This window comes from Pseudoalteromonas sp. Isolate3 (assembly GCF_022398505.1).
Lineage (GTDB): Bacteria > Pseudomonadota > Gammaproteobacteria > Enterobacterales > Alteromonadaceae > Pseudoalteromonas > Pseudoalteromonas apostichopi.
Genome location: NZ_JAKEVN010000044.1, coordinates 22,934 through 29,845, shown reverse-complemented (window position 1 = coordinate 29,845; position 6,912 = coordinate 22,934). Strand labels below are relative to the sequence as shown.

The 6,912-nt window shown below is 42.0% G+C and carries 7 protein-coding genes; 6 read left to right on the top strand and 1 reads right to left on the bottom strand.

Translation table 11 applies throughout. From position 1 onward, the window contains the following. Positions 1–298 precede the first annotated feature (298 nt). From L1D46_RS10675 to cyoE, 6 genes are all read left to right on the top strand, one after another. Positions 299–718, top strand: a complete 420-nt coding sequence (locus L1D46_RS10675; protein ID WP_130052179.1) for a hypothetical protein — start codon at positions 299–301, stop codon at positions 716–718. Between the two features lie 237 nt (positions 719–955). Beyond that, positions 956–1,870 (top strand): ubiquinol oxidase subunit II, encoded by a 915-nt coding sequence (cyoA, locus tag L1D46_RS10670; RefSeq protein ID WP_130052178.1) that lies wholly within the window; start codon positions 956–958, stop codon positions 1,868–1,870. A gap of 2 nt (positions 1,871–1,872) precedes the next feature. Next, complete coding sequence (gene cyoB / locus L1D46_RS10665) at positions 1,873–3,861, top strand: cytochrome o ubiquinol oxidase subunit I (RefSeq protein WP_054554289.1); 1,989 nt, start codon at positions 1,873–1,875, stop codon at positions 3,859–3,861. Further along, positions 3,858–4,493, top strand: coding sequence for a cytochrome o ubiquinol oxidase subunit III (cyoC, locus tag L1D46_RS10660; protein WP_239977542.1), 636 nt, complete (start codon positions 3,858–3,860; stop codon positions 4,491–4,493). The genes cyoB and cyoC overlap by 4 nt, the downstream gene beginning before the upstream one ends. After that, positions 4,493–4,852, top strand: a complete 360-nt coding sequence (gene cyoD, locus L1D46_RS10655; RefSeq protein WP_130052176.1) for a cytochrome o ubiquinol oxidase subunit IV — start codon at positions 4,493–4,495, stop codon at positions 4,850–4,852. Before cyoC ends, cyoD begins: the two co-directional genes overlap by 1 nt. Before the next feature lie 142 nt (positions 4,853–4,994). Further along, positions 4,995–5,879 carry a heme o synthase gene (cyoE, locus tag L1D46_RS10650; RefSeq protein WP_239977541.1) on the top strand — a complete coding sequence of 295 codons (885 nt, stop codon included), beginning with the start codon at positions 4,995–4,997 and terminating at the stop codon, positions 5,877–5,879. Between the two features lie 82 nt (positions 5,880–5,961). On the opposite strand, the gene L1D46_RS10645 is transcribed toward cyoE, so the two are convergent. Continuing rightward, positions 5,962–6,870 carry a histone deacetylase gene (locus L1D46_RS10645; protein WP_239977540.1) on the bottom strand — a complete coding sequence of 303 codons (909 nt, stop codon included), beginning with the start codon at positions 6,868–6,870 and terminating at the stop codon, positions 5,962–5,964. Positions 6,871–6,912: the final 42 nt, after the last annotated feature.

The window sequence follows — 6,912 nt, the reverse complement described above, 5'->3', positions numbered from 1 at the left end:
CGTTATTAATATGCTATTTTCATTTTCTTCATTGCTTTTAGCTATATAAAATAAAGTATTAATTTTAAATACTTAGCTTTAATTAAATCGGTTTTTTACACGTTGATAGCGTGTTGTTAAACAATACTTAACTTTGTGCCACCAAATTCTACTTGTACCGTCTGTTGACTTTGTTATACTCCACACCGAAATTTCAGTAATTACTGAAACTTTATTGATGAAGATCATATTACCGCATTTGAAAATAGGGTAAGCCACTTACCTAAAATGCAGTAAAAGCAATAAAAAGGCGTGGGTTTTGCGAGCAATTAATCAGTCACAAGGTGCCAAACAGTCTAGCTTAGCTAGGTTGCAACTGGCTGCGCGTGCATTTTTTGCTGGTAAAGAACTAATGTCAGTTTTAGCCTTGTTGCTGATTAATTCAGCCATGCTAATCAACGGTACATTAGAAGATGCTCAAGGGCTAAGAAGCTTATTAAGTGAAGGTGCTTTATACGAAATCCCACTACTTAATGTGTTGAGTTTTTTAGCTTACCCTGTGGTGTCTTGCCAATTACTTATTGGTTTATGCTGGTTGGTCTTCCATTTCTTTCCTGCGCGTCGTGCAGGTGTCATTTTACGTAAAGCGGCCTTCGCTGCGCGTGAAACGATAAAGTCTTTAGTAGTACACAGTGCTCATGGCTGTCGTGCTCCTCCTCGTGTAAGTGGTTGTCTGTAAATAAGCTTTGTTGCTTAAGTTCAGCCATTTTAGTCGTTTTCTAAGTTGTCTTTACTAAAGCACCTAGTGGGTTTTTTACGCCCAAATTTCAGTCAGCCAACCTAAATTCCCTTACTTTTTAGCGTGTCGATTTGTCGTACTCGTTATTCAGCCGAGGGATATCTGTAGCATCTGTTGCAGAAAAGCGTCGTGTACTTATTTCGACAAGTGTTAACTTTTAGGTTGTAGGATATTCCTTTGTCAATTCGAAACCTTTGTAATATTGCTCTAGCGTCTTTAGTGCTGGCTTTGTCTGGCTGTAAAGGCGGGGTACTCGATCCAAAAGGTCAAATTGGTGTCGACGAGAAGTATTTAATTATCGTAGCTACGGTATTAATGCTGATTGTTGTAATTCCAGTTATTGCCATGACAATTTATTTTGCATGGAAATACCGTGATGGACGAGATCAAGAAATTTACGCTCCAAAATGGGCGCACTCAAACAAGATTGAAGCTGTAGTTTGGACCATTCCTATCATTATCGTTGCTATTTTAGGTGTGATCACATGGCAGTCAACGCAACAACTTGACCCATATAAACCACTTGAAGGTAAAGGTGAGCACCTTACTGTTGAAGTTGTTTCTTTGAACTGGAAATGGTTATTCATTTATCCAGAGCAAGGCATCGCCACAGTGAATGAGCTTGTTTTTCCTGCCAATGTGCCTGTGCAGTACAAGATCACCTCAGAAAGCACCATGAATTCGTTTTTCATTCCACAGCTTGGTAGCCAAATTTATTCAATGGCAGGTATGGAAACAAAGCTTCACTTAATAGCTGATGAACCGGGTACTTTTAAAGGCTTCTCTGCTAACTACAGTGGTGCAGGTTTCACCGGTATGAAGTTCGATGCCATTGCAACAGCCACTGAAGCTGATTTCGATGAATGGGTAAACAAAGTAAAAAATACCGGTTCTGCACTGACTAAGCAAAGCTATGTTGAACTAGCAAAACCAAGTGAATACGACCCAGTTAAATACTATGCCAGCGTAGATAAAGATATGTTCCATTCAATCGTAATGAAATATATGCAAGCGCATGGCTCTCACGGTGCAATGCAACACGCTATGCCAGAGCACTCAGCTCATAAGAAGCACAGCGAGGACGAGGAATAATCATGTCGTTGTTAGGTAAATTAACATTAGACGCAATCCCGTTTCATGAACCAATTATCATGGTTACCATGACGGTTGTTGCTGTCTTAGGTCTGTTAGTGGCAGGCTTAGTAACAAAATATAAAAAGTGGGGCGTGATTTGGCACGACTGGATCACCTCAATTGACCATAAGCGTTTAGGTGTTATGTACATTATTCTTGCGCTTATCATGCTTTTCCGTGGTTTCGCGGATGCCATTATGATGCGACTGCAATTAGCAATGGCTACCGGCGGTGCAAGTGGTTACTTACCACCAGAGCACTATGACCAAATCTTTACGGCGCACGGGGTGATCATGATCATCTTTATGGCGATGCCGTTTATGATTGGTTTAATGAACATCATTTTACCTTTGCAAATTGGTGCCCGTGATGTTGCATTCCCATTCTTAAATAACCTTAGCTTTTGGTTAACTGCTGGCGGTGCAATCCTGATTAATATCTCACTATTCTTTGGTGAGTTTGCGAAAACAGGTTGGGTTGCATATCCACCGCTGTCTGAGCTGTCATTTAGTCCAGGTGTCGGGGTCGACTATTATATATGGGCCTTGCAGATATCCGGCTTGGGTACCTTATTAACATCGGTAAACTTCTTAGCGACTGTATTTAAAATGCGTGCACCAGGCATGACATTAATGAAAATGCCTATTTTTACTTGGGCATGTACGTGGGCGAATATCTTAATTGCCGCATCGTTCCCAATTTTAACTGCGGTACTGGCAATGCTAACGCTTGACCGTTATCTCGATTTCCACTTTTTCACCAATGAATTAGGTGGTAACGCGATGATGTACATCAACTTATTTTGGGCATGGGGTCACCCTGAAGTTTACATTCTGATCTTACCTGCGTTTGGTATTTTCTCAGAAGTTATCTCAACTTTTGCTGGTAAACGCCTGTTTGGTTATAAGTCGATGGTTTATGCAAGCGGTGCGATTTCAATTTTAGGTTTTATCGTTTGGCTTCATCATTTCTTTACTATGGGCTCAAGCGCTAACGTTAATGCCTTCTTTGGTGTTATGACCATGGTTATTGCGGTACCGACCGGGGTTAAGTTGTTTAACTGGTTATTCACTATGTACCGTGGTCGTTTACGTATTACTGTGCCTGTCCTTTGGACTTTAGGTTTCATGGTGACTTTCACTATCGGTGGTATGACCGGTGTGTTACTTGCTATTCCTGGTGCTGACTACGTATTACATAACAGCTTATTCTTAATTGCTCACTTCCATAACACCATTATTGGTGGTGCGGTATTTGGTTATTTAGCTGGTTTTGCGTTTTGGTTCCCTAAAGCAATGGGCTTCAAACTTGACGAGAGCTGGGGCAGAAGATCTTTCTGGTGTTGGTTAATAGGTTTCTTCGTTGCATTCATGCCGTTATATGTACTTGGTTTCTTAGGTATGACACGTCGCTTAAATCACACTAACAACCCTGATTGGAACATTTGGTTATACATTGCAGCTGGCGGTGCGGTAATCATTATGTTCGGTATCTTGTTCCAAGTTGTGCAACTTGTAGTGAGCTTCAAAAATCGCGAGCAACTTGATGATACAACGGGCGATCCGTGGAATGGTCATACCCTTGAGTGGGCATCTGCTTCACCTCCGCAGTACTACAACTTTGCGAAAATCCCACATGTTGATGACATTGATGCGTGGACAGATATGAAAGAAAAAGGCTTAGCTTACAAACAAGAAGCCTCTTATAGCCCAATTCATATGCCAAAAAATACATCAGCAGGTGTATTAATGAGCGCAGCTTTAACAACCTTCTGTTTTGCCATGATCTGGCACATTTGGTGGCTTGCAGCCTTTGGTTTACTGGGTGCTATCGTGGTGTTCATCAAACGTTGTTACACCAGCGATGTTGATTACTACGTGCAACCAGATGAAATTGTTGAACTAGAAACGGCTCACAATACAGCCGCTACGAAGGAGGTGAATGCATGAGTACCATTTCTGCAGGACTCGACACCTTAAACAGCGCACACGGTCATATCGATGCACATGACCATGAGCACCACGATACAGGTGGTAACACCGTATTTGGTTTCTGGCTTTACCTTATGACTGATTGCCTGTTGTTTGCATCATTCTTTGCAACCTATGCAGTATTGTTCATGAATACTGCTGGCGGTGTGTCCGGTAAAGACATTTTTGAACTTGATTTTGTTGCGGTTGAAACCGCAGCACTACTACTCAGTAGTATCACTTTTGGTTTTGCGATGATCTCTGCTCACGGGCAGAAAAAGGCGGCTACTTTAACTTGGTTGCTGGTTACCTTTGCCTTTGGTACTGTGTTTATTGGTATGGAAGTATATGAATTCCATCACCTAATTGCGCATGGCAATGGCCCTCAGCAAAGTGCCTTTTTAACATCGTTCTTCTCTTTAGTGGGCTTACACGGTCTTCACGTTACAGCAGGTCTTATTTGGATGACTGTCCTGATGATTGAAGTTGTGCGCCGTGGTTTAAACCCACAAACAGTGACACGCCTAAGTTGTTTAAGCTTATTCTGGCACTTCTTAGATGTGGTGTGGATCTGTGTATTTACCGTTGTTTATTTAATGGGAGCAATGTAATGAGTCACAGTGAATCACATGTAATTAATAACTTAGAAGTTCATGCACATAATGATCAATCACATGGCAGCGTTAAAGACTATTTAATTGGTTTTGTTTTGTCAGTGGTTTTAACAGCTATTCCATTTTGGGCTGTGATGAGTGGCTCGTTTTCTAAAACGACCACTGCATGGTGCATCGTGAGCATGGCGATTGTGCAAATTTGGGTGCATTTGAAATATTTCTTACACCTAAACTTCAAAACAGAAGACGGCAAAGCAAGTTCATTGTCGTTTATCTTTAGTGCTTTAATCATCGTGATGGTGGTTGGTTTGTCGGTGTGGATCATCTACGAATCGAACGCCATGATGATGTACTAATAACAATTACTTTGTAATTGGTAAAAAGATTTACGAAAGGAGCTGGTTAGTCTGAGGTTGTGTCTCCAGTTCTTACAGTCTGTTACTAACTAGTTTCTTTCGTAATATTGCGTTTGTGCTGAAAATTAGAGGAGTCGAGGAAGTGTTTCGACGTTATTTAAATGTCACTAAACCTGGCATTATCATGGGCAATTTGATCTCTGTCGCTGGGGGATTCTTGCTAGCCTCTCGCGGTGATATTGACCCATGGTTAATGATCGCAACCTTACTAGGGTTATCTTTAGTAGTGGCATCAGGATGCGCGATCAATAACGTAATTGATCGTGATATTGATGTTGCTATGGCGCGCACTCGCAAACGCGTCACAGTAACTGGCGAAATGTCAGCAAAGGCAGCTATGGCACATGGCATCGTGCTTGGTGTTATTGGTTTCGGCTTATTAGCTGTGTATACCAACGTAGTGGCACTCTTATTTGCTACTTTTGGTTACGTCATCTACGTAGGTGTGTACAGCTTATATATGAAACGTCGTTCTGTGTACGGCACCTTTGTAGGAAGTTTATCTGGCGCAGTACCACCTGTAGTGGGGTATTGTGCCGTGACTGGGCAGTTTGATGCTGGTGCTGTGATTTTATTGGTTATGTTTAGTCTATGGCAAATGCCTCATTCATATGCAATTGCAATCTTTCGTTATAACGACTACCAAGCGGCCAGAATTCCTGTGTTACCTGTAGCGCAGGGGATCGAGAAGGCAAAGCATCACATTGTTTTATATATCGCCGTGTATGCGTTGGTTGTGATGTTATTAACCATTAGTGGTTATACAGGTTTAGCCTTTATGGCTGTAGCTTGTACAACGAGTTTTTGGTGGTTGCTAATGGCGCTTCGTGGCTATCGTCGCAATATTGATGTAAGCGGCTGGGCGCGCCAAGTGTTTGTTTTTTCAATTGTAAACATCACGGTTTTGAGCATAGCTATGGCTTTAGATTACCATTCGGTAGCTCCACAGCTACTTGTTTTAACTTAGAAAAAAGTTGCTAACATATCCCAATGTTACAGTAGCAAAGGCCCGGTTTTTTTCTCCACCGGGCCTTTTTTCTTTGTCGTTATTAAAAACGAGCAGCTTGCTCTACCACAATGCCATGACGAGCCGCTAAACGGCGATGGTCTTTATCATAACCACCACCAATAACGGTTGCGACAGGTACATTGTGCTCAAGGCAGCGCTTGAAGACTAAATGGTCGCGTTGCTCTATCCCTTGCCAGCTTATATCAAGTTTACCTAAACCGTCTTGCTGCCATACATCAACACCGGCATCATAAAGCACTAAATCTGGGTTTAGGGTGTTTAATAAATAACTCAGAGTATCGTCAACAACGCCTAAGTATTCACTGTCAGCGACATTCGGTGCTAAACCTATGTCTAAGTCGCTGGCTGATTTTCGAAACGGAAAATTCTTTTCACAGTGAATAGAGCAGGTATAGGCGTAGGGCTGATGTTCCAGCATTGCTGCGGTACCATCACCTTGATGAACATCTAAATCAAAAATAAGTATATTGGTCACTTCGCCACTTTTTATCAGGGTTTCGCTGGTGAAAGCTAAGTCGTTTACCATGCAATAGCCTGAGCCAAAGTCAGTATGAGCATGGTGAGTGCCACCGGCTAAGTGACAAGCGATGCCATGTTTAAGTGCTAAGCGTGCTGCTTGTAAGGTGCCAAGTGGGGCGGTAAAAGTACGTGCCATCAGCTCTTTTGACCAAGGTAAGCCAATGCGGCGCATCGCCTTTTCATCTAATCTATTATGCCAAAGGTCGTTGATGTAATTTTCACAGTGCACTAATTCAAGGGGCTCTGGGGTGCCAAGCACCGGCTGTGTTAGGTTGTCACTTATTAATCCAAGGCTTTGTACATGCTCATATAAATAAGCAAACTTACTCATCACAAAGCGATGGTTAGGATCGAAACTAAACGAGTAATTTGGGTGATACACCAAGGGTAAGTGGGGATTTAACTGCATAGCTCATTGGATAGCTGAATTTGCTACAGCATAACGAATCTA

Coding starts and splice junctions, on each gene's coding strand:
- cyoB (WP_054554289.1), top strand. CDS start 1,873: ATGTCGTTGTTAGGTAAATTAACATTAGACGCAATCCCGTTTCATGAA.
- cyoC (WP_239977542.1), top strand. CDS start 3,858: ATGAGTACCATTTCTGCAGGACTCGACACCTTAAACAGCGCACACGGT.
- cyoD (WP_130052176.1), top strand. CDS start 4,493: ATGAGTCACAGTGAATCACATGTAATTAATAACTTAGAAGTTCATGCA.
- L1D46_RS10645 (WP_239977540.1), bottom strand. CDS start 6,870: ATGCAGTTAAATCCCCACTTACCCTTGGTGTATCACCCAAATTACTCG.